This is a genomic window from Vogesella fluminis (assembly GCF_014652335.1).
Classification (GTDB): Bacteria; Pseudomonadota; Gammaproteobacteria; order Burkholderiales; family Chromobacteriaceae; genus Vogesella; species Vogesella fluminis.
In genome coordinates this window covers 1-25,010 of the sequence record NZ_BMYP01000030.1, presented here as the reverse complement: position 1 = coordinate 25,010, position 25,010 = coordinate 1, and the positions used below count along the sequence as shown (strand labels likewise).

The following is a 25,010-nucleotide window of genomic DNA, read 5'->3' as shown; positions in this document are numbered from 1 at the left end:
CGCTGCGGCACGGGCCGCGGCAGCGACCGGTTTTCCGGCCAATACGGGATTTTACCTGGGGAAGACGCCATGGCCTGTCGTCGTGTCCTGTTACTGCTTGCCGGCTGGCCGCCTGTTGTGCCGGCGGCCGGGGTCAATCTGCCGCTACCGGTCACCGCCATTGCCCGGGATATCTACGACCTGCACATGCTGTTGCTGTACATCACCGGCAGCATCTTCGTGCTGGTGTTCGGCGTGATGTTCTGGGCCATCCTGCACCACCGCAAATCCGCAGGCCATCAGGCAAAACACTTCCATGAAAACACCACCGTCGAGATCGTCTGGACGCTGATTCCGCTGTTGATCCTGGTGGCGATGGCGTGGCCGGCGACGCGGCTGATCCTGCTGCAGAAGAGCAGCGCCGGCGCCGAGCTGACCATCAAGGTCACCGGCTACCAGTGGAAGTGGCACTACGACTACCTCGATGACGGCGTGGCCTTCATGAGCCATCTGTCCACGCCGCAAAGTGCCATCCGCCAGGTGGCCGATCGCGGCGAGCACTACCTGCTGGAGGTGGACCAGCCGCTGGTGGTGCCGACCGGCACCAAGGTGCGGCTGCTGCTGACTGCCAATGACGTGATTCATTCCTGGTGGGTGCCGCAGCTGGGGGTGAAACAGGATGCGATACCCGGCTTCGTGCGCGATGCCTGGTTCAAGGTCGACCGCCCCGGCACCTATCGCGGCCAGTGCGCCGAGCTGTGCGGCAAGGATCACGGCTTCATGCCCATCGTGGTTGTGGCCAAGGCGCCGGCCGATTACCAGGCATGGTTGGCCGCAAGACAAAAAACCGCTGCGGCCAACCTTGAAGATCCGAACAAGGTCTGGCCACTGGCCGAGCTGATGGCGCGCGGCGAGAAGGTGTACACGCAGAACTGCGTCGCCTGCCACCAGGCGGGCGGCAAGGGCATCCCCGGCGCCTTCCCGGCGCTGGACGGCTCGGCGATGGCGACCAAGGACAAGCCCGGCCACATCGACATCGTGCTTAACGGCAGCAAGAAGAATGCCGCGATGGCGGCGTGGGGCAAGCAGTTGTCGGATACCGATATTGCGGCGGTGATCACCTACGAGCGCAACGCGTGGGGCAATCACACCGGCGACGTGGTGCAGCCGAAGGACATCAAGGCTGCCCGCGGCGGTAAAGCGTAAGGGGGAGAGGGCATGACTGCGATCGACAGTGCACTGCAGCCGGCGCACGGCACCGCGCCCGATCACCACGCCAAGCCGCAGGGCATTGGCCGCTGGCTGTTCGCCACCAACCACAAGGACATCGGCTCGCTGTACCTGTGGTTCGCGTTCAGCATGTTCATCTTCGGCGGCGTGCTGGCGCTGTGCATCCGCGCCGAGCTGTTCCGGCCCGGGCTGCAGTTCTGGCAGCCGGAGTTGTTCAACCAGTTCACCACCCTGCACGGGCTGATCATGGTGTTCGGCGCCATCATGCCGGCGTTCACCGGGCTGGCCAACTGGATGCTGCCGCTGATGATCGGCGCGCCGGACATGGCGTTTGCGCGGATGAACAACTGGAGCTTCTGGCTGCTGCCGCCGGCGGCGCTGCTGCTGCTGCTGATCTCGTTCGCGGTGCCCGGCGGGGCGGCGGCGGCGGGCTGGACGCTGTACGCGCCCTTGTCCACCCAGATGGGCATGGGCATGGACCTGACCATCTTCGCCATCCACATCATGGGCGTCAGCTCGATCATGGGCTCGATCAACATCATCGTCACCATCCTCAACCTGCGCGCGCCGGGGATGACGATGATGAAGATGCCGATGTTCGCCTGGGCCAGCCTGATTACCGCCTACCTGATCATCGCGGTGATGCCGGTGCTGGCCGGGGTGGTGACCATGGTGCTGACCGACCGCCACTTCGGCACCCACTTCTTCAATGCCGCCGGCGGCGGCGATCCGGTGCTGTACCAGCACATCTTCTGGTTCTTCGGCCACCCCGAGGTCTACATCATGGCGCTGCCGGCGTTCGGCATCGTCAGCCACATCATTCCCACCTTTAGCCGCAAGCCGCTGTTCGGCTACACCTCGATGGTGTACGCCACCAGCTCCATCGCCATCCTCAGCTTCATGGTGTGGGCGCACCACATGTTCACCACCGGCATGCCGGCCACCGCGCAGCTGTTCTTCATGTACGCGACCATGCTGATCGCGGTGCCGACCGGGGTGAAGGTGTTCAACTGGATCGGCACCATGTGGCAGGGCAGCATGAGCTTCGAGACGCCGATGCTGTTCGCCATCGGCTTCATCTGCCTGTTTACCGTCGGCGGCCTGTCCGGGGTGACGCTGAGCATCGCCGCCATCGACATCCAGCTGCAGGACACCTACTACGTGGTGGCGCACTTCCACTACGTGTTGGTAGCCGGCGCGCTGTTCAGCCTGTTCGCCGCGGTGTACTACTGGTTTCCGAAGATGACCGGGCGCATGTACTCGGAGTTCTGGGGCCGGTTCCACTTCTGGTGGTCGCTGCTGTGGTTCAACGTCACCTTCTTCCCGATGCACTTCCTCGGCCTCGCCGGCATGCCGCGGCGCATTCCCGACTACAACATGCAGTTCACCGACTTCAACACCCTGGCCAGCGTCGGCGCCTTCTGCTTCGGGTTGGGGCAGCTGATCTTCTTCGCCAACATGCTGCACAGCCTGCGCCACGGCCGGCCGGCCGCGGCCAGGCCGTGGGAAGGCGCCGACACCCTGGAGTGGCAGATCGCCACCCCGGCGCCGTATCACAGCTTTGTCGAGGCGCCGGATCTGGAAGTCGGCGAAAACGGCCGCATCGACGCCATGCACGGCGGAAAGCACCACTGACATGGACAAGCCGCCCGCCACCCTGCACGACAACCGCCTGCTGCTGCTGAAGCTGCTGCTGCTGGCCTGCGTGATGTTCGTGTTCGCCTGGGGGCTGATCCCGGTCTACGACGCGCTGTGCCGCCTGACCGGGCTGGGCAGCCTGCAGCGGCCGGACGAGGTCGGCAGCCAAAGGTTGGCCGCAACGCCGCTGGCGCCGGTACTGCTGACCTTCGATGCCACGGTGCAGCCGGGGCTACCGTGGCAGGTGCGGCCGCTGACGCGCACGCTGCGCGCGGTGCCGGGCGAGTTCGTGCGAGTCGACTACGAGATCACCAATGCCAGCAACCGCCAGGTCGTCGGTCAGGCGATTCCGCGTTACCTGCCGGCGGCGGCGGCGGAGTACGTGAAGAAGCTGGACTGCTTCTGCTTTGCGCAGCAGGCGTTTGCACCGGGCGAGACCCGGCGCTTTCCGGTGGTGTTCGTGGTCGACAAGAACGTGCCGGCCGGCCTCGACAGCATCACGCTGGCCTACACCGTGTTCGATGTGCCGGGGCGATCATGAGGCCGCTGCGCGCCCTGGCTGCTGTGCTGGCCGCCTTCTTCGGCGTGCGGCGCGGCCGTGCGGCCAACGTTGACCGCCAGTTGCGCTTCGCCGACCTCATCGCGGCGGCGATCATTCTGGTGGCGCTGTTTGTCGGCGGCCTGCTGTTGCTGGTCAGCTGGCTGACGGCGCCCTGAGCGGACGGAGGAATCATGCATAACGACACGTCGCACCACTATTTCGTGCCCGATCCGTCGCGCTGGCCGATCATCGGCGCGGTGGCGCTGTTTGCGCTGGGGCTGGGGGCATCCTTCACCGTCAACGGCATCGCCGCCGGCAAGTTCGGCCTGCTGCTGGGGGTACTGATCCTGCTGTGGATGCTGTTCGGCTGGTTTGGGGACGTGATCCGCGAAAGCCTGGCCGGCCGTTACCAGCGGCGCGAGGATGCCTCGTTCCGCTGGGGCATGAGCTGGTTCATTTTTTCCGAGGTGATGTTCTTCGCCGCCTTCTTCGGCGCGCTGTTCTACGTGCGGACCATCTCGGTGCCGGAGCTGGGCAACGAGCAGCACCAGCTGCTGTACCCCGGCTTTGCCGCCAGCTGGCCGCTGGCCACCGGCCCCGGCATCAGCGCCCCTTACCAGGCGATGGGGCCGTGGGGGCTGCCGGCGGTCAATACCCTGATCCTGCTGTCGTCCGGCGCCACGCTGACCTGGGCGCACTGGGGGCTGCTGTCCGGCCAGCGGTGGCGGCTGGTGTTCGGTCTCGGGCTGACGGTGGTGCTGGGCGCGCTGTTTCTCGGGCTGCAGATCTACGAGTACGCGCACGCGATGAACGAGCTGGGCCTGTCGCTGGCCTCCGGCGCCTACGGCATGACCTTCTTCATGCTCACCGGCTTTCACGGCCTGCACGTGCTGCTGGGTGCCATCATGCTGGCGGTGGTGTGGCTGCGGGTGCTGCGCGGGCATTTCAATGCCGAGCACCACTTCGCCTTCGAGGCCGCGGCGTGGTACTGGCACTTTGTCGACGTGGTGTGGCTGATCCTGTTCGTGTTCGTGTACTGGCTGTAGCGACGGCGGGGTGGACGTCAGTGCCCGTGCGGCAGCCACCAGCCAAGCATGCCGCCGGCCATCAGCAGCAGGAACCGCCCCAGCGACAGCGCCACGCGCAGGGTCAGCGCCTTGACGGTCCGGCGCGGTGCGTCGCCGCGGCTGATGCTGCAGAGGGCAAGGGCCAGCGTCAGCATGATCAGCAACAACAGGGCAATGGCGGCAATCTTCATGACACGTCCTCCGGTGGGTGTAATCCAGTCTGGCAGCCGTGCCGGTTTTTGCTACCGGCATGGCCGCTCGTGTCTGGTGTGGCTGCTGTGGTTGCTGGTGCTGCTGCCTTTCCTGCTGGCGTTGTGGCAGTGGCAGCGCGGCCAGCAACGGCAGGCGCAGCTGGCGCACCATGAATTCAACCTGCGGCAGGCGCCGCAAGCGTTGGCCGCACTGGCTGCCAGCACGGCGCCGGCCGGCCAGCGTGCCTGGCTGCAGGTGCGCGGCAGCGAGCCGGAGATCCGGGTGGCCAATGCCCTGCTCGGCGGTGCCAGCGGCATCCGCATCTGGCAGCCGGTGCAGCTGTCCGACGGCAGCTGGGTGGTGGTCGATCGCGGCTGGCTGCGCGGGCCGGCGGCCTATGTGCGCATCCCGCTGCCGCCGTTGCGGCTGCAGGGCTACTGGTTGCCGCGACCGCAGCCCTACCTGCTGTCCGGCGCGCGGGTCGCGGATCGCGGCGAGGTCGATGCGCTGGACTGGGCGGCCTTGGCGCGGCGTCTGCCTGGCCGGCTGCATGACGGCCTGCTGGTGCTGGATGTCACCCTGCCGCCGCTAGCACCGTGGCCGGTGCGGCCGCCGTTCGATCCGCAGCGCCACTATGCCTATGCCTTGCAATGGCTGCTGCTTGGGCTATGCCTGATTACAGGAGCATGGATGGTACAGAGGAGGGGACGGCATGGGCACTCGGGATCGCGGACGGATTAAGTTGCTGCTGATTGCGCTGCTGTGCGCGCTGCCGGTGCTGGCGTCGTGGCTGTCGTACCGCTGGCTGCCGCCGGCCGGCGGCAAGAGCTACGGCCAGCTGCTGGCGACACCGCTGCCGCAGGCGCGGCAGCCAGGTTGGCCGCAAGGGCGCTGGGTACTGCTCGACGCCGCCGCAAACTGCAACCCGGCCTGCGCGCAGCGCCGCTTTGCGATGCGCCAGATCCACACCGCGCAGGGCGAGGCTGCCGCGCGGCTGGTGCGGCGCCAGCAGGCCGATGCCACGCTGCGGCAGGACGGTTTCTACCTGGTGGACCCGCACGGCAACGGTGTGCTGTTCTACCCGGATGGCGCCGCGCCGGCGGCGGTGATCAGGGAAATCCGCAGTGTGCTGAAAAACAATAACAGCCTCGGCTAAGTCGCCGCGGCAACGGCTGTCCGTGCCGGCACGGGCAGGGAAGGGGGCAGGATGAGACGCGTGCTGTGGCTGGCCTTGTTGCTGGTGTGCATTGTGGTGCCACTGGGGGCGTACGTGCGGCTGTCGGATGCCGGTCTTGGTTGTCCGGACTGGCCGGGCTGCTACGGCCGGTTGTCGCCGCTGCACGCGGCGCCGCTGATCCAGGAGCAGCATGCGGCCAACCCTGACGGCCCGGTGAGCATGGCCAAGGCGTGGAAGGAGATGAGCCATCGTTACCTCGCCGCTAGTCTCGGCCTGCTGCTGCTGGCGCTGAACGTGCTGGCCTGGCGCCAGCGCCGTCTGCGCGGCTGGGCGGCGCTGCTGCTGTTGCTGGTGTGCGTGCAGGGTGCGCTGGGAATGTGGACCGTCACCCTGTTGCTGAAACCGGCCATCGTCAGCGCCCACCTGCTGGGTGGCATGACGCTGGCAGCGCTGCTGGCCGCCTGTTGCTGGTGGCAGCGGCGCCTGCCGCAGCGTCATGCGGTGGGGGCGACCAGCTTCGCGCTGGCGCTGTTGCTGCCCTTACTGCTGCTGCTGCAGATCGTGCTCGGTGGCTGGGTATCGAGCAATTACGCGGCGCTGGCCTGCCAGGGCTTCCCGGCCTGCAACGGCGCGTGGTGGCCGGATGCGCAGTGGCACGGCGCCTTCCATCTGCTGCGCGAGCTGGGCGAAGGCCCGGACGGCGCGCCGTTGCTGGGCAGCCACCTGCTGGCCATGCACTGGGCGCACCGGCTGGGCGCCGCGCTGGTGTCGCTGCTGCTGCTGTGGCTGGTGCTGCGGCTGTGGCGCCAGCCGTTATTGCGGCCGCTGCTGTGCCTGCTGCTGGGCAGCTGGCTGCTGCAGCTGGGGCTCGGCGTCGGCAATGTGCTGTTGCAACTGCCGCTGGCGCTGGCGGTGGCACACAACGCCGGTGCCATGCTGCTGCTGATCATCGCCACGCTGCTGTTGCTGTCGCTGGACCCCGCCCCGAGGAAAACACGATGACTGCCCTGACCGCCCCCTCCCTGCGTCGTCATGCCGGTGCCCTGTGGCAGCTGGCGAAACCGAAAGTGGTGGCGCTGATCGTGTTCTGCGCCGTGATCGGCATGGTGCTGGCGGTGCCGGGCTGGCCCGACCCCGGCCGCATGCTGGCCGCCACGCTCGGCATCGCGCTGGTGGCCGGTGCCGCGGCGATGATCAACTGCCTGGTGGAACGCACCATCGACGCGCGCATGCGCCGCACCGCGCGCCGCGCCACCGCCAGCGGCGAGCTGGGGGCGGCCGAGACGCTGCTGGTGGCGCTGAGCGCGCTGGGGCTGGGCATGGCGCTGCTGATCGCGCTGGTCAACGCGCTGACCGCGTGGCTGACCCTGGCTACCTTTGCCGGCTACGCCATCGTCTACACCCTGCTGCTGAAACCGAACACGCCGCAGAACATCGTGATCGGCGGCGCCAGCGGCGCGATGCCGCCCATCCTCGGCTGGGCGGCGATGACCGGGGAGGTCAGCGCGATGGCGATGGTGCTGTTCCTGATCATCTACACCTGGACGCCGCCGCACTTCTGGGCGCTGGCGCTGTACCGCCGCGACGACTACGCCCGCGCCGGCCTGCCAATGCTGCCGCTGACCCACGGCCAGCCGTTCACCACGCTGTCCATCCTGCTCTACACCGTGCTGCTGGCGGCGGTGACCCTGCTGCCGCTGGCGCTGCAGGCGGCGGGGGCGGTGTATCTGCTGGCCATCCTGCCGCTCAATGCGCGCTTTGTGCAGCTTGCCGCCCGCCTGCACCGTCATTATGCTGACGACTCCGCGCGGCGCTGCTTCCGCTGGTCGATCCAGTTCCTGACCTGGCTGTTCGCTGCCCTGCTGCTTGACCGCGTCTTTTTCCTGCCCCTGAGTGGATGACACCATGTTCCTGCTTGTACGTTTGCTGCTGCTTGTTGCCGTGATGACCGGATTGGCCGCCTGCAATGGCGCGCCGCCGCCACCGGCATTCAAGGGTACCGACATCAGCGGCGCCAGCTTCGGCCAGCCGTTCACCCTTACCGGCCATGACGGCAAGCGCCACGCGCTGGATGAATTCAGGGGCAAGGTGGTGGCACTGTTCTTCGGCTATACCCACTGCCCGGACGTATGCCCGACCACCATGCTGGAGTTCGCCCAGGTGGCGAAGCAGCTGGGCGCCGATGGCGAACGGCTGCAGGTGCTGTTCGTCAGCGTCGACCCGCAGCGCGACACGCCGGCGGTGCTGGCCGGCTACGTCCCGCATTTCGACCGGCGCTTTCTCGGCCTGACCGGCAGCGAGGCGGAAATCGCCGCTGTAAGCCGCCAGTTCAAGATCATCGCCCAGCGCCAGCCGGCCGCCGGTGGCGGCTACACCGTGGATCACAGCGCCGGCAGCTATCTGTTCGACCGGGACGGCAAGTTGCGGGTGTATTTGCCCTATGCCACACCGGCCGGCGATATCGCCCATGATGTAAAGGCCTTATTGGGTTAAACTGCGTAGTGACCGTTGTATCCCTTACTACTGCATTCCGGACGTCGTAACCGTGACCGATGACCTCACGCCTGGTGCCGCCAGTGGCAGCACCCCGCCTAGCATAGACCTGAGCAAATACACGCTGACCAGTACGGCTGAAGTGGTGCATCACCTGCGCGGCATCTTGCAGCAGGGGCAGATGGTGACGGTGTTTTCCAACAAGGGAAAATCCTTCATCCTGACCCGCATCCTGGACCTGGATAGCGCCGCCCATACCATGGTGCTGGACTGGGGTGCCAACGAGCATGCCAACAAGCTGTTCCTGGAGAGCGGGCGCAACATCTATGTCTGTTCGCCGGCCGGGGTCAAGACCCAGTTCACCACCGGCCAGCCGCGCCGCATTCGCTACCAGGGCGGCGACGCCTTCGAGGTGGATTTGCCGGAGCAGGTGATTAAGCTGCAGCGCCGCGAGTTCTTCCGCATTCCGACCCCGATCGCCAGCCCGGTGCTGTGCCAGTTCCTGGATCATCCTGTTGGCGAACTGGCGTTGCCGCTGGCCGACATCAGCCTCGGCGGTGCCGCGCTGATGCTGTCGCCGGTGCAGGCGGCCAAGTTCCATTCCGGTGACCAATACCAGGTGTCGATCGAGCTGAAGCCGTTCGGCGTGCTGCAGGTGCAGCTGGAAATCCGTCACCTGATTCCGGTGCAGCACAAGAATGGCCAGGATAGCGTTCGTGCCGGATGCTGCTTCGCCAATATGAACACTCCGCGCGAGACCATGGTGCAACGTTATGTGGCCAACCTTGAGCGCGAACGCCGTGCTCTGGTACGCTGACCCCAATTATTGCAACGCATCAATACCATGACCCTGACCATCGCCCTCTCGAAGGGCCGCATTTTTGAAGAAACCCTGCCCTTGCTGGCCGCCGCCGGCATCGAGCCCGCCGAAGCGCCGGAAGCATCGCGCAAGCTGATCATCGGCACCAACCGTCCCGACGTGCGGCTGGTGATCGTGCGCGCGTCCGATGTGCCCACCTACGTGCAGTACGGCGCCGCCGATCTCGGCATTGCCGGGCGCGACGTGCTGATCGAGCACGGCGGTGCCGGCCTGTACCAGCCGCTGGACCTCAACATCGCCAAGTGCAAGATGATGGTGGCGGTGGAAAACGGCTTCGACTACGACGCCGCGGTCAAGCACGGCGCGCGCCTGAAAATCGCCACCAAGTACCCGCAGATCGCGCGCGAGCATTTCGCCGCCAAGGGCGTGCACGTCGACATCATCAAGCTGTACGGCTCGATGGAACTGGCGCCGCTGGTCGGCCTTGCTGACGCCATCGTCGATCTGGTGTCCACCGGCAGCACGCTGAAAGCCAACAACCTGCAGGCGGTGGAACAGATCATCGACATCAGCTCGCGACTGGTGGTGAATCAGGCCGCACTCAAACTCAAGTACGACACCATCCAGCCGGTGCTGGACGCCTTCGCCGGCGCGGTGTCGCAGTAAGCCTATGCCCGTTGCGGCCAACCTTGAGGTTGGCCGCAAGCCTATGGAGCCGTAACCATGCAACGCCTGTCTTCCTCCCAAGCCGATTTCGATGCCCGCCTCAAGGCGCTGCTGGCCTTTGAAACCGCGCAGGACCCGGCGGTCGATGCCGCCGTGGCCGCCATCTGCGACGACGTGAAAGCCCGTGGCGATGCGGCGGTGGTGGAGTACACCAACCGTTTCGACCGCATGAGCGTGGCCGACATGGCGGCGCTGACGCTGAGCCGCGAGCAGCTGCAGGCCGCGCACGCCCGCCTGCCGGCGCACGTGCGCACCGCGCTGGAAGCCGCCGCCGAGCGCGTGCGCCGCTATCACGAGAAGCAGCTGGCGCACTCGTGGAGCTACGAGGACGAGGACGGCACCCTGCTTGGCCAGCAGGTGACGCCGCTGGACCGCGTCGGCATCTACGTGCCGGGTGGCAAGGCTGCCTATCCCAGCTCGGTACTGATGAATGCGCTGCCGGCCAAGGTGGCCGGCGTCGGCGAGATCATCATGGTGGTGCCGACGCCGAACGGCGAGCGCAACGACCTGGTGCTGGCCGCCGCCTTCATTGCCGGTGTCGACAAGGTGTTCACCTGTGGCGGTGCGCAGGCCGTCGCCGCGCTGGCCTACGGCACCGAGAGCGTGCCGCAGGTGGACAAGATCACCGGCCCCGGCAATGCCTACGTCGCCGCCGCCAAGCGCCGCGTGTTCGGTGTGGTCGGCATCGACATGGTGGCCGGCCCGTCCGAGATCCTGGTGATCTGCGACGGCGACACCGATCCGGACTGGATCGCGATGGACCTGTTCAGCCAAGCCGAGCACGACGAGATCGCGCAGGCCATCCTGTTGTGTCTGTCGGCCGACTACCTCGCCCGCGTCGAGGCCAGCATAGCGAAGCTGCTGCCGGCCATGCCGCGCCGCGCCATCATCGAGCAGAGCCTTGCCAACCGTGGCGCGCTGATTGAGGTGCGCGACCTGGACGAGGCCTGCGCCATCTCCAACTACATCGCGCCGGAACATCTGGAACTGTCGGTGGCCGAGCCGGAGGCGTGGCTGGACAAGCTGCGCCACGCCGGTGCCATCTTCATGGGCCGCTTCACCTCGGAGAGCCTGGGCGACTACTGCGCCGGCCCCAACCACGTGCTGCCGACCAGCCGCACCGCGCGCTTCGCCAGCCCGCTGGGGGTGTATGACTTCCAGAAGCGCAGCAGCCTGATCCGCGTGTCGCACGCCGGCGCGCAGAAGCTGGGCCAGATCGCCAGCATCCTGGCGCATGGCGAGGGCCTGACCGCCCACGCCCGCGCCGCCGAACTGCGACTGGACCCGGCCGCCGACTGAGTGCGCGGCGACCCTGTCTTGTCATGGCCGGCACTGCTGGCCATTTTCATGTCATGGTGCAGCGGCGTCACGCTGCTGCGCTGCCGCAGAAAAGCCGTCGCGGCGCTAGGCGCCCCCTGCCAAAACAGGTAGGATGAAAGTCTTGTGAATTGATTGTGTCGGGCTTTGCCGGCAGTTCCATCCGGCACCGCCGGTAACGAAATGTCGAATAAAATGTCTATACAGCAGCTGTTCCGCCCCGACGTGCTGGCCATGCAGGCCTACCACGTTGCCGATGCCGCCGGCTTTATCAAGCTGGACGCCATGGAAAACCCGTACCGCCTGCCGGAATCGCTGCGCAGCGAACTGGGCCTGACCCTGGCCGATGTCGCCCTCAACCGTTACCCCGACCCGCACGGCGATGGGTTGAAGGAGCAGCTCAAGGCGGCCTTTGCCATCCCCGCCGCCGCCGATGTCATCCTCGGCAACGGCTCCGACGAAATCATCACCCTGATCACCCAGGCACTGGCCGCCTCCGACACCGTGGTGCTGGCGCTGGAGCCATCCTTCGTGATGTACCGGCTCAATGCGCAGTTCTCGCGCGTGCGCTACGTCGGCGTGCCGCTGGCCGCCGATTTCAGCCTCGACCTGCCGGCCACGCTGGCCGCCATCGCCAGCGAACAGCCGGCGGTGGTGTTCGTGTCCTACCCCAACAACCCGACCGGGCCGCGCTTTGCCCGCGCCGAGGTGCAGGCGATTCTCGATGCCGCCCCGGGGCTGGTGGTGGTCGACGAGGCCTACCAGGCGTTTGCCGACGACAGCTTCATGGATCTGGCCGGCAGCCACGAGCGCCTGATCGTGATGCGCACGCTGTCCAAGCTGGGTCTGGCCGGGCTGCGTCTGGGCTACGCCGCCGGTCACCCGGAGGTGATCGCGCAGCTGGACAAGGTGCGCCCGCCGTACAACATCAACGTGCTGACCCAGGCCGCCGCCAAGTTCGCGCTGCGCCACATCGCGGTATTCGACGCGCAGGCGGCGGAATTGCGTCGCGAACGCGAAAGGTTGGCCGCAGCACTGAGTGCGCTGCCGCAGCTGAAGGTGTTCCCGTCGGAGGCCAACTTCCTCACCGTGCGCGTGCCGGATGCGCCGGCGCTGTTTGCCGCGCTGAAAGAGGCGCGCATTCTGGTGAAAAACCTGCACGGCTACCATCCGCTGCTGGCCAACTGCCTGCGCCTGACCATCGGCAGCCCGGACGAAAACACCGCGGTCCTGGCCGCGATCACCACCTACTTTGCCTGAGCCACCATGCGCACCGCTACCGTTACCCGCAACACCCTGGAAACCCAGATCACCGCCACCGTCAATCTCGACGGCAGCGGCGTCGGCCGCTTCGACACCGGGGTGCCGTTTCTCGATCACATGCTGGACCAGATCGCCCGCCACGGCCTGATCGACCTCGACATCAGCGCGCGCGGCGACCTGCACATCGACGCCCACCATACCGTCGAAGACATCGGCATCACGCTGGGCCAGGCCTTTGCCCGGGCCATCGGCGACAAGAAGGGCATTCGCCGCTACGGCCACGCCTACGTGCCGCTGGACGAGGCGCTGAGCCGGGTGGTGATCGACCTGTCCGGCCGCCCCGGCCTGCAGTACCACATTCCGTTTACCCGCGCCTGTATAGGCGGTTTCGACGTCGACCTGTTCAGCGAATTCTTCCACGGCTTCGTCAACCACAGCATGGTGACGCTGCACATTGACAACCTGCGTGGCGTGAACAGCCATCACCAGGCGGAGACGGTATTCAAGGCCTTCGGCCGTGCGCTGCGCATGGCGGTGGAGTTCGACGAGCGCATGGCCGGCATCACGCCATCGACCAAAGGGACGCTGACTGCATGAAAGTAGCTGTCATCGATTACGGCATGGGCAATCTGCACTCGGTGCTGAAATCCGTGCAGAGTGTTAACGACATCGGCGCCGACATTTTCCTGACCTCCGATCCGGAGCGGGTGGTGAAAGCGGACAAGGTGGTGTTTCCCGGCCAGGGCGCGATGCCCGACTGCATGCGCGAGTTGAACGCGTACGGGCTGGCTGACGCGGTGCGCGAGACCACGCAAAGCAAACCGTTCTTCGGCATCTGCGTCGGCGCGCAGCTGCTGTTCGAATACAGCGAGGAGGGCGACACCCCCGGCCTTGGCATTTTCAAGGGCGAGGTCAAACGCTTTGCGGCCAACCTGCGCGACGCGCACGGCGAGCGCCTGAAAGTGCCGCACATGGGCTGGAACCGCGTGTTCCAGACCCGGCCGCATCCGCTGTTTGCCGGCATTGAGGACGGTGAACGTTTCTATTTTGTGCACAGTTACCACTTTGTACCGCAAGAGCCGCAGCTGACGCTGGCACAAAGCGAGTACCCCGAACGGTTTTCCTGTATCGTCGGACGTGGCAATATCTTTGCCACCCAATTTCACACCGAAAAGAGCCATCGTGCCGGGCTTCAGATGATGAAGAACTTCCTGGTCTGGGATGGCGCTGTTTAACTTACCGAAGATTCTGTTCGCACCATGTTGCTGATACCTGCTATCGACCTCAAGGATGGCCAATGCGTACGCCTGAAACAGGGCGTGATGGACGATGCCACCGTATTCTCCGACGACCCCGTGAAAGTTGCGCTGCACTGGCGCGATCGGGGCGCACGCCGCCTGCATCTGGTGGATCTGAACGGCGCCTTCGCCGGCAAACCGAAGAACCTGTCGGTGATCCGCGACATTCTCGGTGCGGTCGGTGACGACATGCCGGTACAGCTCGGCGGCGGCATCCGTGACCTGGATACCATCGAGAAATACTTCGACCTGGGTCTGAAATACGTGATCATCGGCACTGCTGCGGTGAAGAATCCGGGCTTTCTGCACGACGCCTGCGATGCCTTCCCCGGCCAGGTGATCGTCGGCCTGGACGCCAAGGACGGCATGGTCGCCATCGACGGCTGGGCCAAGGTCACCACCCACAACGTGATCGACCTTGCCAGGCGCTTCGAGGATTACGGCGTGAACTCGGTGATCTACACCGACATCGGCCGCGACGGCATGATGAACGGCGTCAACATCGACGCCACTGTCAAGCTGGCGCAGGCACTGAGCGTGCCGGTGATCGCTTCCGGCGGCCTGACCAATCTCGACGATGTGCGCAACCTGTGCGCGGTGGAGAGCGAAGGCATCGAGGGCGCCATTACCGGTCGCGCCATCTACGAGGGCAGCATCGATTTCGCTGCCGCGCAGACGCTGGCGGACGAGTTGTCCGAAGCCTGACGCAGTTTGCAATCACCTTCAAGGTTGGCCGCAAGCGTTTGCGGCCAACCTTCAGTACAGAACATCATGTCCCTAGCCAAACGCATCATCCCCTGCCTGGACGTGACCGCCGGTCGCGTGGTCAAGGGCATCAATTTTGTCGGCCTGCGCGATGCCGGCGATCCGGTTGAAATCGCCAAACGCTATAACGAACAGGGCGCCGACGAGCTGACCTTCCTCGACATTACCGCCAGTTCCGACGACCGCGACCTGATCCTCAACGTGATCGAATCGGTGGCGGAGCAGGTGTTCATCCCGCTGACGGTGGGCGGCGGCGTGCGCCAGGTGGCCGATATCCGCCGCCTGCTGGGCGCCGGCGCCGACAAGGTCAGCATCAACACCGCGGCGATCACCAATCCCGAGCTGGTGCGCGAGGCCGCCGACAAGTTCGGCAGCCAGTGCATCGTGGTGGCGGTCGACGCCAAGGCGGTGAGCCCGGCCAACGACCGCTGGGAGATTTTCACCCACGGCGGGCGCAAGGCGACCGGGCTGGACGCAGTGGAGTGGGCGGTCAGGATGGCCGAATACGGCGCCGGCGAAATCCTGCTCACCAGCATGGACCGCGACGGTACCAAGATCGGCTTCAACCTGCCGCTAACCCGGGCGGTATCCGAGGCGGTGCCGGTGCCGGTGATCGCCTCCGGCGGCGTCGGCAATTTGCAACATCTGGTGGAAGGCGTGATCCAGGGCAAAGCAGATGCGGTGCTGGCTGCTAGTATCTTCCACTTCGGCGAGTACTCCGTGCGTCAGGCGAAAGAAGCGATGCGGGCCGCCGGCATCGAAGTCCGCTTGTAATTTTTTGCCGCGGAATCCACGGAAATATACAGAAACTGGCCAATAGCGCGGCTGGAGTAGGACGTGGCCCGATGTCGCATGACAAGGTTTTCTTTCCGTGTTTTCGGTGGGTTCTGTGGCGAATGAGGTTTGAAATCATGAACTGGCTGGATGAAGTGAAGTGGGACGACAAGGGGCTGGTGGTCGCCATCGCCCAGGATGCCAACACGGGTCGCGTGCTGATGGTGGCCTACATGAACCGCGAGGCACTGCAGCTGACCGCAGAAACCGGCATCGCCCACTACTGGACGCGCTCGCGCCAGAAGCTGTGGAAGAAGGGCGAGGAGTCCGGCCACCTGCAGACGGTGAAGGAACTGCGCCTCGACTGCGACGGCGACGTTATCACCATGCAGATCGAACAGGCCGGCGGCATCGCCTGCCACACCGGCCGCGAAAGCTGCTTCTATCGCGTGCTGCGCGACGGCGAGTGGCAAGTCGCCGATGCGGTGCTCAAGGATCCGCATGCCATCTACGGCGGGCATCAGCACTGAGTCGCAGGGCGAGGGTTGCCCCTGCTACGCCTTGTTATCGAATTGTCACAGAATCGACATATACTGGCCGCGCTGACGGTTTGAAAGGATGCACATGATTGCCGCTGACGTATTACAGCACATTGGTGACACGCTGGAAGCCCGCAAGGAATCCTGCCCCAGTTCGTCCTATGTGGCTTCGCTGTTCCACAAGGGCGAGGATGCGATCCTGAAGAAAGTGGCGGAAGAGGCAGCCGAAGTGCTGATGGCATCCAAGGACAAGGACCGCCTGCATCTGGTGCGCGAAGTGGCCGACCTGTGGTTCCACTCCATGGTGCTGCTGGCATATCACGGCCTGCGCCCGGAAGACGTGCTGGTAGAGCTGAAGCGCCGCGAAGGCATTTCCGGCCTCGATGAAAAGGCCGCGCGCACCCCGCAGGCTTGAGACATAGAGAGTGAACATGAGCGATTGTATTTTCTGTAAGATTGCGGCCGGCGACATCCCGGCCAACAAGGTATACGAAGACGACGACGTGGTGGCCTTCCACGACATCAAGCCGGCCGGCGATGTGCACTTCCTGCTGGTGCCGAAACGGCACGTCGAGTCGCTGGCACACTGCGGCGCCGACGACGCGGTGATGCTGGGCAAGCTGCTGCTGCTGGTGCCGAAGCTGGCCGCCGAACAGGGCCTGGAGCGCGGCTTCAAGACCGCGATCAACACCGGGCGCGGTGGCGGCCAGGAAGTGTTCCACCTGCACGTACACGTCTACGGCAACAAGTAACCATGCGACGCAGCGCGTCCGTTCAATATCGAGGTAGTAGTCATGGGTTCTTTTAGCATCTGGCACTGGCTGATCGTTTTGTTGGTGGTGGTACTGGTGTTCGGTACCAAGAAATTGCGCAATATCGGCCAGGACCTGGGCGGCGCCGTCAAGGGCTTCAAGGAAGGCATGAAGGGCGAGGAAGGCGATCGGCCGGAGCAGGGTGGTCGCGTGATTGATGTCGACCAAGACAACAAGAAGTAAGCCGCGTGTTTGATATCAGCTTCGGCGAACTGCTGATTGTCGGCGTGGTGGCCCTGATCGTGCTGGGGCCGGAACGGCTGCCGACCGTCGCCCGTACCATCGGTGCGCTGGTCGGCCGCGCGCAGCGCTTTGTCGCCAGCGTCAAGTCCGACATCCATCAGCACAGCCAGATGGCCGGTTTCGACGACCTGAAGCAGGACGTGCAGCAGGCGGCCGACGCCTTCCGCAGCCAGATCGAGAGCGAGGTCGCCGGCGTGCGCGAGCTGTCGCAGCAGATCGGGCAGACGGCGCAGACAGTGGAGCAGGAAGCCGGCCAGCTGCTGGACGAGGCGGCACGGCAGATCGCCCCGCCGGCCGAATCCGCGGACGACAGCCACGGCACGCCCGCCGCGTCGCCGGCCGCGGTGCCGGACGATAATCAGCTGGATCTTTTCGAGGCGGCGCCGTCTGCGGCACCGCCGGACAACCCTGTGGTCAAAGTGCGCGAATGAGCGATCAACAACCTTTGCTCGCGCACCTGATCGAGCTGCGCAGCCGTGTGGTGCGCATTACGCTTGGCATCGTGGCGTGCTTCCTGGCGCTGTTCCACTGGTCCGGCGACATCTACCACCTGCTGGCCAAGCCGATGCTGGATGCGCTGCCGGCCGGCACCAACATGATTGCCACCGACGTGACCGCGCCGTTCTTCGTGCCGGTCAAGGTCACCATGCTGGTCGCCTTCCTGCTGTCGCTGCCCAATACCATGTACCAGATCTGGGCCTTTGTCGCGCCCGGGCTGTACAACCACGAGAAACGGCTGGTGCTGCCGCTGGTGATCTCCAGCGTGCTGCTGTTCTTCGTCGGCATGGCCTTTGCCTACTTCGCGGTGTTCCCGGTGGTGTTCGGCTTCATGAGCGCGGTGACGCCGGAGGGGGTGTCGATGATGACCGACATTGACAAATACCTGTCCTTCGTGCTCGGCATGTTTGTCGCCTTCGGCGTGACCTTCGAGGTGCCGATCGTGGTGATCGTGCTGCATCGCATGGGGGTGGTCAGCTTGGCGCAGCTGCGCGAAGGCCGCCCTTATGTCATTGTCGGTGCCTTCGTCATCGCCGCGGTGGTGACGCCACCGGACGTGCTGTCGCAGGTCATGATGGCGGTGCCGTTGTGGCTGCTGTACGAAGCCGGCATCCTGATGGCGGTATTGACCGGCCGCCAGACTCGGGTGCCTCATGACTGATGCCCGCCTGTTCCACTGGGGGGCGGTGTGCAGCCTGATCACGCTGATCCTGCTCTGCCTGGCGTGGGAGCTGGTGCTGGCGCCGCTGCGCCCCGGCGGCTCCTTCCTGGTGTTGAAGGCGGTGTTGCTGCTGCTGCCGCTGATGGGGGTGCTGCGCCAGCGGGTCTACACTTACCAGTGGTCCAGCATGTTCATCCTCGCCTTTTTTGCCGAGGGCGTGATGCGTGCCTGGTCGGACAGCGGGCTGTCGCAAACGCTGGCACTGGTCGAGGTGCTGCTGACGGTGTGCTACTTCGGCAGTGTCGTGCTTTTTGTCAGGGCCGTCCGTTTACGACAAGCCTGAATCCGGGTTTCGTGCAGCAAAAAGCCAGCTTCCTGTAAGCTGGCTTTTGTTATGGCGCTGTGCCAGCGGTACAATTAAAAACTATTGATTTATAATCAATCAAAATATATTTGCAAGTTGGTCATGCCCTGCTAATAATGATGCCGGTTGCCAATGCCGGCCGCAGCTTTCGTTGCCCACGAAGACCCAAAGGCACAGCCTTGACGAAGACCGCATATGAATAATCAGGAACACAAAGGCGCACAGGCGGATATTTCGCAACGTGCCACCCATATGGATCCCCTGCTGGATTGCCTGTTCGAACTGACACGGCAGCACGGCATCACCACCACCCGCGACTCGCTGATTGCCGGCATCCCGCTGGAAGAGCAGCGGCTGACCCCGGCGATGTTCTCGCGCGCGGCGCGGCGTGCCGGCCTGGTGTCGCGGGTGCTGCGCAAGCCGCTGCACGAGCTGCCGGCGGCGCTGTTGCCGGCAGTGCTGCTGCTCAACGGCAATGACGCCTGCCTGCTGCGCAAGATCGACGCCGACGGCAACTACTACATCAGCCCGGCCGAGCTGCCGGAAGCGGTGCAGGTGCTCAGCGGTAGCGAGCTGGCCGCGCGCTACAGCGGGCTGGCCATCGTGGTCAAACCGCGCTTCCGCTTCGACAAGCGGGTGCCGGAGCTGAACAAGGCGCGCACCCGGCACTGGTTCTGGCACGCCATCCTGCAGGGGCGCCCGCTGTACCGCGACGCGCTGATCGCCGCCTTCTTCGTCAACGTGTTCGCGCTGGTCTTCCCGCTGTTCTCGATGAACGTGTACGACCGCGTGGTGCCCAATATGGCGTTCGACACGCTGTGGGTGCTGGGGCTGGGCGTACTGCTGATCCTGGTGTTCGACTTCATCCTCAAGCTGACCCGCGGCTACCTGATCGACCTGGCCAGCAAGCGGGTGGACGTGATGCTGTCGGCGCTGATCATGGAGCGCGTGCTCGGCATCCGCATGGAGGCGCGTCCGGCCTCGGTCGGCGCCTTTGCGGCCAACCTTCGCGCCTTCGAGACGGTGCGCGACTTCATCGCCTCCGCCACGGTGACCACGCTGGTGGATGTGCCGTTCGCGCTGCTGTTCGTGTTCGTGATCTTCTGGATCTCGCCGTGGATGGTGCTGCCGCCGCTGGTGGCGATCCTGCTGATGCTGCTGCTGGCGTTCACGGTACAGGGCCAGATGCAGGAACTGACCGAGACCACCTTCCGCGCCTCGTCGCAGCGCAATGCCCATCTGGTGGAAAGCCTGGTCGGCCTGGAAACCATCAAGACCCTCGGCGCCGAAGGCGTGCTGCAGGGGCGCTGGGAGAAGGCGACGCTGTTCCTGGCGCAGGTCGGCAGCCGCCTCAAGTTCCTGTCGGGCGTGACCATGAACTTCGCCGGTTTCATCCAGCAGCTGATGTCGGTGTCGATCATCATCATCGGCGTCTATCTGATCAAGGAGGGGCAGACCTCGGTCGGCGGCCTGATCGCCTGCACCATGCTGGCCGGTCGCGCCATCGCGCCGATGGGGGCGGTGGCCGGGCTGATGACGCAGTTCAACAACGCCAAGTCGTCGCTGGACTCGCTGGAAGGGCTGATGAAAATGCCGGTAGAGCGCGAGGAAGAGGCCACCTTCTTCCACCGCACCCACTTCAACGGCGACATCGAGTTCTCCAACGTGTCGTTCACCTATCCCAACAGCCCGCTGGGCGCGCTGCACAATGTGTCGTTCCGCATCCGTGCCGGCGAGAAGGTGGCCATCCTCGGCCGTGTCGGCTCCGGCAAGTCCACCATCCAGAAGCTGATCATGGGCCTGTACCAGCCGCAGCAGGGCTCGACCCGCATTGACGGGGTCGACCTGCGCCAGATCGATCCGGCCGAGTTGCGCCGCAACGTCGGCTACGTGTCGCAGGAACCGGTGCTGTTCTACGGCACGCTGCGCCAGAACATCAGCATGGGCCAGCCGCACGTGCACGACGCCAGTATCGCCGCCGCCGCGGACCTGGCCGGGCTGAGCGAGTTCGTCAACAGCCATCCGGAAGGTTTCGACATGGTGATCGGCGAGCGCGGTGAGTCGCTGTCCGGCGGCCAGCGCAAGGCGATCACCATCGCCCGCGCACTGCTGAACGCTCCGCCCATCATGCTGCTGGACGAACCGACCAGCAATATGGACCACAGCACCGAGGCGGCGATGAAGCGCACCTTCGAGAAGATCATGCCGGGCAAGACCATGGTGCTGGTGACGCACCACACTTCACTGCTGGATCTGGCAGATCGCATTATCGTGATCGACCAGGGCCGCATCCTGGCGGATGGTCCGAAGGCAGAGGTGGTCCAGGCCCTGCAACAAGGCAAGATCGGAAGGGCACAAGTATGAAAAAACTGCTTAACAAGCTGTGGCAAACGTCGCAGGCCAAGCGCAGCCCGCTGGTGCGCCGCGTGCTGGACTGGACCACGGCGGAAGACCTGCAGGATCGCCAGGATTTTGCCGCCGACGCCGAGTGGGCGATTCTGGAGCAGAACCCGCAGCGGCCGCGCATGTTCATCTGGGTGATCGGCCTGTTCCTGATGTCGGCACTGCTGTGGTCGGCGTTCGCCACGCTAGACGAAGTGGCGCGCGGCGAGGGCAAGGTGGTGCCGACCAGCCAGATCCAGCATCTGCAGAGCCTGGATGGCGGCGTGGTGTCGAAGATCCTGGTGAAAGAGGGCGATATCGTCGAACGCGGCCAACTGTTGCTGCAGGTCGACAACACCCGTTTCGTGTCCTCGCTCAACGAGAACCAGTCGCAGGTGCTGTCGCTGCAGGCCAAGGCCTCGCGGCTGCGGGCACTGGCCGAAGGCAAGCCGTTCTCGCTGCCGCCGGAAGTGACCAGCCAGGCGCCGGAAATCGCGCGTCAGGAAATGGACCTCTACCAGTCCAAACGCATGGAATTGGACGCCAACGTCTCCATCGCCCGCCAGCAGCTGGCGCAGCGCACCGAAGAGCTGAACGAGGCACGCGCACGGCGCGAACAGGCCAACCAGGGGCTGGAGCTGACCATGCGCGAGCTGACGGTGACGCGGCCGCTGCTGAAGTCCGGCGCGGTGTCCGAGGTCGACGTGTTGCGGCTGGAGCGTGATGTGTCGCGCTATCGCGGCGAACGCGACATGTCCAATGCGCAGGTGCCGAAGATCCAGTCCGCGATCGGCGAGGCCAACCGCAAGATCCAGGAGGTGGAACTGGCGTTCCGCAACCAGGCCAGTACCGAGCTGTCGGAAACGCTGGCCAAGCTGAGCACGCTCGGCGCCGGCAGTGCCGCGCTGCAGGACAAGGTCAACCTCACCGAGATCCGCTCGCCGGTGCGCGGCGAGGTCAAGCGCCTGCTGGTCAACACCGTCGGTGGCGTGGTGCAGCCGGGCCGCGACATCCTCGAGATCGTGCCGCTGGACGATTCGCTGCTGATCGAGGCCAAGGTGTCGCCGCGCGATATCGCCTTCCTGCATCCGGGGCAGCCGGTGTTTGTCCGCTTTACCGCCTATGATTCCACCATCTACGGCGGCCTCAAGGGCAAGCTGCACCAGATCGGCGCCGACTCCATCACCGACGACAAGGGCAACACCTATTATGTGGTCAAGGTCAAGACCGATGCCGCACACCTGAGCGAGAAGAAACTGCCGATCATCCCCGGCATGGTGGCGGAAGTCGACATCATCACCGGGCACAAGAGCGTGCTGAACTACCTTCTGAAACCGGTACTTCGTGCCAAAGCCCAAGCCCTGAGCGAGCGCTGACATGCCGACCCTACTCATCACCAGCAGCCCCTCCTTGCAGCAACACTTGCAGGCAGCACTGGATCGCGAGCTGGAAGTGTACGACTCCCTGTCGGCCCTGGCCGAGCAGCCGCAGCGCGGTGTCCAGGGCGTGGTGTGGGTGGATGTCGACAATCAGGATGAAGCGCTGCTGGCGCGGCTGTGCCGCGGCGATTTCGGCCGCGCCCGCGTGATCGTGCTGAGCAGCACGCCATCCGACCGCCAGGCGGTGCAGTGGCTGGGTGCCGGGGCGGCGGGTTTCCTCCATGCTTTCTCGCAGCCGGCAACGCTGCGGCAGGCCGATGCGGTGGTAGCAGCGGATGGCATCTGGATCGGTATCGGCCTGATGCAGCAACTGTGTGCCCGTTTCGGGCAGGTGGCCCGCACCGACAGCCCGCTGCTGGCACAGCTGACCGAGCGCGAACGCGATGTGGTCGGCCACCTGCGCGAGGGCAAGAGCAACAAGCAGATCGCTCGCGACATGGACATCTCCGAACGCACGGTCAAGGCACACCTCACCGCCATTTTCGGCAAGCTGGGGGTGCCGGACCGGGTGCAGCTGCTGCTGAAACTGTCCGGCTGACGCGCCTGCCCTTTAGTACACCTCCCTTCGGTACCATAGCCGGCCCCCACGCTCCGCTCTACAACTAGAGCATCAACAATGAGTGTGGGGGTTTTATCATGGCTACCGCTACCAACATCGCCCAGGGCAAGGTCGTCGCCATCATCGGCAAGATCATCGCCATCGCGCCGGACGGCACCGAGCGCATCCTGAAACTGGGCGACATCGTGGCGACCGGCGAACGCCTGATCATCCCCGTCGACGGCGTGATCGAGCTGCAGTCGGGCAGCGGCAATATCGTGCGTATCGCCGAAGCCCGCGACCTCACCATCACCGATGACGTGTTCAACACCGCCTCCGGCGATGCCAGCGATGCGGCCATCGCCACGCTCAGTCCGGAAGCCGAACAGGCACTGGCGGCACTGGAACGCGGCCAGGACCTGTTGCAAGGGCTGGAGGCCACCGCAGCCGGCCTGGCGGCGGGCGGCGGCGAGGATGGCGGCAACTCCTTCACCCGCATCGGTCGCGTGGCCGAGGGCATCAGCCCGCTGTCGCTGGATTCTGGCCTGGATAGCGGCAACCCGCCGCTGCAACAGGCCTCGATTGGTGACGTGGTGCCCGTCCCGCCGACCCCGACCATCCAGGTTGGTCAACCTGGCATTGCAGTCGGCGACATCACCGTTACGGAAGGCGATAGCGCCGCATTCGGCGTCAGCATCACCGGGGCCGCCGCCGGCAGCAGCCTGGTGCTGGTCCTCAGCAATGGCTCTGCCGTATCGCCGGCCGACTACGCCGCCACTGGCTTCCAGTACAGTACCGATGGCGGGGTCAGCTGGAGTGATTACACCGGCACCATCCCGATCAGCGCCGGTGCCAGCCAGTTGCTGGTGCGTACAAGTACTGTGGATGACAGCGTGGATGAGGCCAACGAGACCTTTACCCTGAGTGCCACCCTGAGTAGCGGCGGCACCAGCTACAGTGACAGCGCTATTGCCACCATTATCGACAACGATACACCGGCAATCTTTTTTGGTGCCGCCGCCACGGAGAGCGGCGACATCACCGTGCAGGAAGGCGATCCGGCGACCTTCGAACTGCACGTCACCGCTGCCGCCGCCGGCAGCACCCTCGAACTCACCCTCGCCGACGGCAGCGCGCTGAGCCCGGACGACTACGCATCCGGCAGCTTCCAGTACAGCACCGACGGCGGCAGCAACTGGAACACCTATGGTGGCGCCATCACGTTGGTCGCAGGCAACACCGACCTGCTGATCCGCACCACCACGGTGAACGACAGCATTGACGAACCGAACGAAATCTTCAGCCTCGGCGCCAAGCTGAACAGCAACGGCAGCAGCTACGGGGATAGCGCCACGGCCACCATTATTGATGATGATGTTCCGGTCATTATTGATGCCGATACGCCGGCAATCTTCTTTGGTGCCGCTGCCACGGAGAGCGGCGACATCACCGTACCCGAAGGCAGTGCCGCCACCTTCGAACTGCACGTCACCGATGCCGCTGCCGGCAGCACCCTCGAACTCACCCTCGCCGACGGCAGCGCACTGAGCCCGGACGACTACGCATCCGGCAGCTTCCAGTACAGCACCGACGGCGGCAGCAACTGGAACACCTATGGCGGCGCCATCGCGTTGGCCGCAGGCAACACCGACCTGCTGATCCGCACCACCACCGTCGGCGACAACATCGACGAAACCGACGAAACCTTCAGCCTCGGCGCCAAGCTGAACAGCAATGGCAACGAATACAACGACAGCGCCACCGCCACCATCGTCGACGACGACACCCCGAAAATCTTCTTCGGCGACAGCGACACCGCCAGTGGCGACATCACCGTACCCGAAGGCAGTACCGCCACCTTCGAACTGCACGTCACCGCTGCCGCCGCCGGCAGCACCCTCGAACTCACCCTCGCCGACGGCAGCGCACTGAGCCCGGACGACTACGCATCCGGCAGCTTCCAGTACAGCACCGACGGCGGCAGCAACTGGAACACCTATGGCGGCGCCATCGCGTTGGCCGCAGGCAACACCGACCTGCTGATCCGCACCACCACCGTCGGCGACAACATCGACGAAACCGACGAAACCTTCAGCCTCGGCGCCAAGCTGAACAGCAACGGCAACGAATACAACGACAGCGCCACCGCCACCATCATCGATGACGACACCACCCGACTCTTCTTCGGCGACAGCGACACCGCCAGTGGCGACATCACCGTACCCGAAGGCAGTACCGCCACCTTCGAACTGCA

At 65.1% G+C, this 25,010-nt stretch carries 30 protein-coding genes; 29 read left to right on the top strand and 1 reads right to left on the bottom strand.

Going from position 1 to position 25,010, the window contains the following annotated elements; genetic code table 11:
- Positions 1 to 69: 69 nt before the first annotated feature.
- Genes coxB through IE083_RS11680 form a run of 5 tightly spaced genes read left to right on the top strand, consistent with a single transcriptional unit; the run spans position 70 to position 4,434 of the window.
- Positions 70 to 1,185 carry a cytochrome c oxidase subunit II gene (gene coxB, locus IE083_RS11700; RefSeq protein ID WP_189353781.1) on the top strand — a complete coding sequence of 372 codons (1,116 nt, stop codon included), beginning with the start codon at positions 70 to 72 and terminating at the stop codon, positions 1,183 to 1,185.
- A gap of 12 nt (positions 1,186 to 1,197) precedes the next feature.
- Positions 1,198 to 2,844 carry a cytochrome c oxidase subunit I gene (gene ctaD / locus IE083_RS11695; protein WP_189353780.1) on the top strand — a complete coding sequence of 549 codons (1,647 nt, stop codon included), beginning with the start codon at positions 1,198 to 1,200 and terminating at the stop codon, positions 2,842 to 2,844.
- Between the two features lies 1 nt (position 2,845).
- The gene (locus IE083_RS11690; protein WP_047968089.1) at positions 2,846 to 3,388 is read left to right on the top strand and encodes a cytochrome c oxidase assembly protein; all 543 of its coding nucleotides are present in this window, start codon (positions 2,846 to 2,848) and stop codon (positions 3,386 to 3,388) included.
- On the top strand, positions 3,385 to 3,564 hold the full coding sequence (locus IE083_RS11685) for a DUF2970 domain-containing protein (protein ID WP_189353779.1): 180 nt from the start codon (positions 3,385 to 3,387) through the stop codon (positions 3,562 to 3,564). Before IE083_RS11690 ends, IE083_RS11685 begins: the two co-directional genes overlap by 4 nt.
- Positions 3,565 to 3,579: 15 nt before the next feature.
- Positions 3,580 to 4,434 carry a cytochrome c oxidase subunit 3 gene (locus IE083_RS11680; RefSeq protein WP_189353778.1) on the top strand — a complete coding sequence of 285 codons (855 nt, stop codon included), beginning with the start codon at positions 3,580 to 3,582 and terminating at the stop codon, positions 4,432 to 4,434.
- Between the two features lie 17 nt (positions 4,435 to 4,451).
- Here the strand turns inward: IE083_RS11680 and IE083_RS11675 are convergent, their stop codons facing one another.
- A complete protein-coding gene (locus tag IE083_RS11675; RefSeq protein ID WP_189353777.1) occupies positions 4,452 to 4,646 on the bottom strand; it encodes a DUF2909 family protein in 195 nt (64 codons plus the stop codon).
- On the opposite strand from IE083_RS11675, the gene IE083_RS11670 reads away from it, so the two are divergent.
- The 24 genes from IE083_RS11670 to IE083_RS11555 form a co-directional block, all read left to right on the top strand.
- Entirely contained in the window at positions 4,645 to 5,388 is a 744-nt protein-coding gene (locus IE083_RS11670) for an SURF1 family cytochrome oxidase biogenesis protein (protein ID WP_189353776.1), read from the top strand. The two genes, IE083_RS11675 and IE083_RS11670, sit on opposite strands and share 2 nt — an antisense overlap.
- On the top strand, positions 5,360 to 5,803 hold the full coding sequence (locus tag IE083_RS11665; protein WP_189353775.1) for a hypothetical protein: 444 nt from the start codon (positions 5,360 to 5,362) through the stop codon (positions 5,801 to 5,803). The genes IE083_RS11670 and IE083_RS11665 overlap by 29 nt, the downstream gene beginning before the upstream one ends.
- 51 nt (positions 5,804 to 5,854) lie before the next feature.
- A complete protein-coding gene (locus IE083_RS11660) occupies positions 5,855 to 6,826 on the top strand; it encodes a COX15/CtaA family protein (protein WP_189353774.1) in 972 nt (323 codons plus the stop codon).
- Positions 6,823 to 7,725 (top strand): heme o synthase, encoded by a 903-nt coding sequence (locus tag IE083_RS11655; RefSeq protein WP_189353773.1) that lies wholly within the window; start codon positions 6,823 to 6,825, stop codon positions 7,723 to 7,725. Before IE083_RS11660 ends, IE083_RS11655 begins: the two co-directional genes overlap by 4 nt.
- A gap of 4 nt (positions 7,726 to 7,729) precedes the next feature.
- Positions 7,730 to 8,317 (top strand): SCO family protein, encoded by a 588-nt coding sequence (locus IE083_RS11650; RefSeq protein WP_189353772.1) that lies wholly within the window; start codon positions 7,730 to 7,732, stop codon positions 8,315 to 8,317.
- A gap of 52 nt (positions 8,318 to 8,369) precedes the next feature.
- Positions 8,370 to 9,134, top strand: a complete 765-nt coding sequence (locus IE083_RS11645; RefSeq protein WP_189353771.1) for a flagellar brake protein — start codon at positions 8,370 to 8,372, stop codon at positions 9,132 to 9,134.
- A gap of 27 nt (positions 9,135 to 9,161) precedes the next feature.
- Positions 9,162 to 9,803, top strand: coding sequence for an ATP phosphoribosyltransferase (gene hisG / locus IE083_RS11640; RefSeq protein WP_189353770.1), 642 nt, complete (start codon positions 9,162 to 9,164; stop codon positions 9,801 to 9,803).
- 57 nt (positions 9,804 to 9,860) lie between these two features.
- Positions 9,861 to 11,162: a histidinol dehydrogenase gene (gene hisD, locus IE083_RS11635; protein WP_189353769.1), complete on the top strand. Its 1,302-nt coding sequence runs from the start codon at positions 9,861 to 9,863 to the stop codon at positions 11,160 to 11,162.
- 213 nt (positions 11,163 to 11,375) lie between these two features.
- The gene (hisC, locus tag IE083_RS11630; RefSeq protein WP_229799728.1) at positions 11,376 to 12,440 is read left to right on the top strand and encodes a histidinol-phosphate transaminase; all 1,065 of its coding nucleotides are present in this window, start codon (positions 11,376 to 11,378) and stop codon (positions 12,438 to 12,440) included.
- Positions 12,441 to 12,446: 6 nt separating this feature from the next.
- Positions 12,447 to 13,040 carry an imidazoleglycerol-phosphate dehydratase HisB gene (gene hisB, locus IE083_RS11625; protein ID WP_189353767.1) on the top strand — a complete coding sequence of 198 codons (594 nt, stop codon included), beginning with the start codon at positions 12,447 to 12,449 and terminating at the stop codon, positions 13,038 to 13,040.
- Positions 13,037 to 13,678, top strand: a complete 642-nt coding sequence (gene hisH, locus IE083_RS11620) for an imidazole glycerol phosphate synthase subunit HisH (RefSeq protein ID WP_189353766.1) — start codon at positions 13,037 to 13,039, stop codon at positions 13,676 to 13,678. Before hisB ends, hisH begins: the two co-directional genes overlap by 4 nt.
- A 24-nt stretch (positions 13,679 to 13,702) precedes the next feature.
- Positions 13,703 to 14,446 (top strand): 1-(5-phosphoribosyl)-5-[(5-phosphoribosylamino)methylideneamino]imidazole-4-carboxamide isomerase, encoded by a 744-nt coding sequence (gene hisA / locus IE083_RS11615; RefSeq protein ID WP_189353765.1) that lies wholly within the window; start codon positions 13,703 to 13,705, stop codon positions 14,444 to 14,446.
- 66 nt (positions 14,447 to 14,512) lie between these two features.
- Positions 14,513 to 15,280: an imidazole glycerol phosphate synthase subunit HisF gene (gene hisF, locus IE083_RS11610; protein ID WP_189353764.1), complete on the top strand. Its 768-nt coding sequence runs from the start codon at positions 14,513 to 14,515 to the stop codon at positions 15,278 to 15,280.
- 137 nt (positions 15,281 to 15,417) lie between these two features.
- A complete protein-coding gene (gene hisI, locus IE083_RS11605; RefSeq protein ID WP_189353763.1) occupies positions 15,418 to 15,810 on the top strand; it encodes a phosphoribosyl-AMP cyclohydrolase in 393 nt (130 codons plus the stop codon).
- Positions 15,811 to 15,904: 94 nt separating this feature from the next.
- A complete protein-coding gene (locus IE083_RS11600; protein WP_189353762.1) occupies positions 15,905 to 16,234 on the top strand; it encodes a phosphoribosyl-ATP diphosphatase in 330 nt (109 codons plus the stop codon).
- Positions 16,235 to 16,250: 16 nt separating this feature from the next.
- Positions 16,251 to 16,571 carry a histidine triad nucleotide-binding protein gene (locus IE083_RS11595; RefSeq protein ID WP_189353761.1) on the top strand — a complete coding sequence of 107 codons (321 nt, stop codon included), beginning with the start codon at positions 16,251 to 16,253 and terminating at the stop codon, positions 16,569 to 16,571.
- Between the two features lie 42 nt (positions 16,572 to 16,613).
- Positions 16,614 to 16,814, top strand: coding sequence for a Sec-independent protein translocase subunit TatA (gene tatA, locus IE083_RS11590; protein ID WP_189353760.1), 201 nt, complete (start codon positions 16,614 to 16,616; stop codon positions 16,812 to 16,814).
- Positions 16,815 to 16,819: 5 nt separating this feature from the next.
- On the top strand, positions 16,820 to 17,305 hold the full coding sequence (gene tatB, locus IE083_RS11585) for a Sec-independent protein translocase protein TatB (protein ID WP_189353759.1): 486 nt from the start codon (positions 16,820 to 16,822) through the stop codon (positions 17,303 to 17,305).
- Entirely contained in the window at positions 17,302 to 18,033 is a 732-nt protein-coding gene (gene tatC, locus IE083_RS11580; RefSeq protein ID WP_189353758.1) for a twin-arginine translocase subunit TatC, read from the top strand. Before tatB ends, tatC begins: the two co-directional genes overlap by 4 nt.
- Positions 18,026 to 18,376, top strand: a complete 351-nt coding sequence (locus IE083_RS11575; protein ID WP_189353757.1) for a DUF2069 domain-containing protein — start codon at positions 18,026 to 18,028, stop codon at positions 18,374 to 18,376. The genes tatC and IE083_RS11575 overlap by 8 nt, the downstream gene beginning before the upstream one ends.
- A 216-nt stretch (positions 18,377 to 18,592) precedes the next feature.
- Positions 18,593 to 20,761, top strand: a complete 2,169-nt coding sequence (locus IE083_RS11570; RefSeq protein ID WP_189353756.1) for a type I secretion system permease/ATPase — start codon at positions 18,593 to 18,595, stop codon at positions 20,759 to 20,761.
- Positions 20,758 to 22,155 carry an HlyD family type I secretion periplasmic adaptor subunit gene (locus IE083_RS11565; RefSeq protein WP_189353755.1) on the top strand — a complete coding sequence of 466 codons (1,398 nt, stop codon included), beginning with the start codon at positions 20,758 to 20,760 and terminating at the stop codon, positions 22,153 to 22,155. The genes IE083_RS11570 and IE083_RS11565 overlap by 4 nt, the downstream gene beginning before the upstream one ends.
- A 1-nt stretch (position 22,156) precedes the next feature.
- On the top strand, positions 22,157 to 22,756 hold the full coding sequence (locus tag IE083_RS11560; RefSeq protein WP_189353754.1) for a LuxR C-terminal-related transcriptional regulator: 600 nt from the start codon (positions 22,157 to 22,159) through the stop codon (positions 22,754 to 22,756).
- Positions 22,757 to 22,854: 98 nt separating this feature from the next.
- On the top strand, positions 22,855 to 25,010 hold a 2,156-nt coding region (locus IE083_RS11555), incomplete at its 3' end, for a retention module-containing protein (protein WP_189353753.1).

Bases quoted from the DNA above. Each gene is read 5' to 3' on its own strand.
- IE083_RS11560 (WP_189353754.1), top strand. From the start codon at position 22,157: ATGCCGACCCTACTCATCACCAGCAGCCCCTCCTTGCAGCAACACTTG.
- hisF (WP_189353764.1), top strand. From the start codon at position 14,513: ATGTCCCTAGCCAAACGCATCATCCCCTGCCTGGACGTGACCGCCGGT.
- IE083_RS11595 (WP_189353761.1), top strand. From the start codon at position 16,251: ATGAGCGATTGTATTTTCTGTAAGATTGCGGCCGGCGACATCCCGGCC.
- IE083_RS11685 (WP_189353779.1), top strand. From the start codon at position 3,385: ATGAGGCCGCTGCGCGCCCTGGCTGCTGTGCTGGCCGCCTTCTTCGGC.
- IE083_RS11680 (WP_189353778.1), top strand. From the start codon at position 3,580: ATGCATAACGACACGTCGCACCACTATTTCGTGCCCGATCCGTCGCGC.
- IE083_RS11650 (WP_189353772.1), top strand. From the start codon at position 7,730: ATGTTCCTGCTTGTACGTTTGCTGCTGCTTGTTGCCGTGATGACCGGA.
- ctaD (WP_189353780.1), top strand. From the start codon at position 1,198: ATGACTGCGATCGACAGTGCACTGCAGCCGGCGCACGGCACCGCGCCC.
- hisC (WP_229799728.1), top strand. From the start codon at position 11,376: ATGTCTATACAGCAGCTGTTCCGCCCCGACGTGCTGGCCATGCAGGCC.
- hisB (WP_189353767.1), top strand. From the start codon at position 12,447: ATGCGCACCGCTACCGTTACCCGCAACACCCTGGAAACCCAGATCACC.
- hisI (WP_189353763.1), top strand. From the start codon at position 15,418: ATGAACTGGCTGGATGAAGTGAAGTGGGACGACAAGGGGCTGGTGGTC.
- IE083_RS11655 (WP_189353773.1), top strand. From the start codon at position 6,823: ATGACTGCCCTGACCGCCCCCTCCCTGCGTCGTCATGCCGGTGCCCTG.
- IE083_RS11660 (WP_189353774.1), top strand. From the start codon at position 5,855: ATGAGACGCGTGCTGTGGCTGGCCTTGTTGCTGGTGTGCATTGTGGTG.
- IE083_RS11600 (WP_189353762.1), top strand. From the start codon at position 15,905: ATGATTGCCGCTGACGTATTACAGCACATTGGTGACACGCTGGAAGCC.
- hisG (WP_189353770.1), top strand. From the start codon at position 9,162: ATGACCCTGACCATCGCCCTCTCGAAGGGCCGCATTTTTGAAGAAACC.
- IE083_RS11670 (WP_189353776.1), top strand. From the start codon at position 4,645: ATGACACGTCCTCCGGTGGGTGTAATCCAGTCTGGCAGCCGTGCCGGT.
- IE083_RS11665 (WP_189353775.1), top strand. From the start codon at position 5,360: ATGGGCACTCGGGATCGCGGACGGATTAAGTTGCTGCTGATTGCGCTG.
- hisH (WP_189353766.1), top strand. From the start codon at position 13,037: ATGAAAGTAGCTGTCATCGATTACGGCATGGGCAATCTGCACTCGGTG.
- IE083_RS11565 (WP_189353755.1), top strand. From the start codon at position 20,758: ATGAAAAAACTGCTTAACAAGCTGTGGCAAACGTCGCAGGCCAAGCGC.
- tatA (WP_189353760.1), top strand. From the start codon at position 16,614: ATGGGTTCTTTTAGCATCTGGCACTGGCTGATCGTTTTGTTGGTGGTG.
- IE083_RS11570 (WP_189353756.1), top strand. From the start codon at position 18,593: ATGAATAATCAGGAACACAAAGGCGCACAGGCGGATATTTCGCAACGT.
- hisA (WP_189353765.1), top strand. From the start codon at position 13,703: ATGTTGCTGATACCTGCTATCGACCTCAAGGATGGCCAATGCGTACGC.
- tatC (WP_189353758.1), top strand. From the start codon at position 17,302: ATGAGCGATCAACAACCTTTGCTCGCGCACCTGATCGAGCTGCGCAGC.
- hisD (WP_189353769.1), top strand. From the start codon at position 9,861: ATGCAACGCCTGTCTTCCTCCCAAGCCGATTTCGATGCCCGCCTCAAG.
- IE083_RS11690 (WP_047968089.1), top strand. From the start codon at position 2,846: ATGGACAAGCCGCCCGCCACCCTGCACGACAACCGCCTGCTGCTGCTG.
- IE083_RS11575 (WP_189353757.1), top strand. From the start codon at position 18,026: ATGACTGATGCCCGCCTGTTCCACTGGGGGGCGGTGTGCAGCCTGATC.
- coxB (WP_189353781.1), top strand. From the start codon at position 70: ATGGCCTGTCGTCGTGTCCTGTTACTGCTTGCCGGCTGGCCGCCTGTT.
- IE083_RS11675 (WP_189353777.1), bottom strand. From the start codon at position 4,646: ATGAAGATTGCCGCCATTGCCCTGTTGTTGCTGATCATGCTGACGCTG.